Origin of the sequence: Microbulbifer okhotskensis, from assembly GCF_023895975.1 — a bacterium.
GTDB lineage: Bacteria > Pseudomonadota > Gammaproteobacteria > Pseudomonadales > Cellvibrionaceae > Microbulbifer > Microbulbifer okhotskensis.
Map to the genome: position 1 here is coordinate 1 of NZ_JALBWM010000534.1, position 229 is coordinate 229.

At 63.3% G+C, this 229-nt stretch carries 1 protein-coding gene; it reads left to right on the forward strand.

Annotated features, from left to right (window positions below; genetic code table 11):
- Window positions 1–229: aminotransferase class III-fold pyridoxal phosphate-dependent enzyme (locus MO867_RS23195; RefSeq protein WP_252473514.1), on the forward strand; the 229-nt coding region annotated here is incomplete at both ends.

Sequence of the window (229 nt, forward strand, 5' to 3'; positions counted from 1 at the left end):
CTCGTTCTTTACCACTGAGCCGATGGAGCAGCTGGCGGACTTTCTTATCGCGCGGGCGCCCGCCGGGCTTGAGTATGTCTACTTTGTCTCCGGTGGCTCAGAAGCGGTGGAAGCGGCACTGAAACTCGCGCGGCAATACTTCACCGAAACGGGGCAGCCGCAGCGCAGGCATCTGATTGCGCGGCGCCAGAGCTATCACGGCAACACCCTCGGAGCCCTGGCCACCGGT